The sequence below is a fragment of the Pseudomonas sp. RIT-PI-AD genome (assembly GCF_025642785.1).
Lineage (GTDB): Bacteria > Pseudomonadota > Gammaproteobacteria > Pseudomonadales > Pseudomonadaceae > Pseudomonas_T.
In genome coordinates this window covers 1-229 of sequence record NZ_JANZKU010000082.1, presented here as the reverse complement: position 1 = coordinate 229, position 229 = coordinate 1, and the positions used below count along the sequence as shown (strand labels likewise).

The 229-nt window shown below is 59.8% G+C and carries 1 protein-coding gene; it reads left to right on the top strand.

Annotation, left to right across the window (positions count from 1 at the left end; all coding sequences use genetic code 11):
* On the top strand, positions 1-229 hold a 229-nt coding region (locus OGL92_RS22125), incomplete at both ends, for an RHS domain-containing protein (protein ID WP_263148046.1).

Genomic DNA, 229 nt, shown 5'->3' with positions numbered 1-229 from the left:
CATGTCGTTGAGGTCCAGGATGAATCGGCGCAGGGCACTTCGGAAATCCTGTACTTCCACACCGACCACCTGGGCACGCCGCGTGAACTGACGGATGTCAGCGGACATATCGTCTGGTCGGCCACCTACAAGGCCTGGGGCAACACGGCGAAGATCGAGCATCCAGGCCGTTTCGTGCATCAGGTGGTGGGTAATACCCTGGTCGAGCGTTGGCAGGAGCAGAGCGATT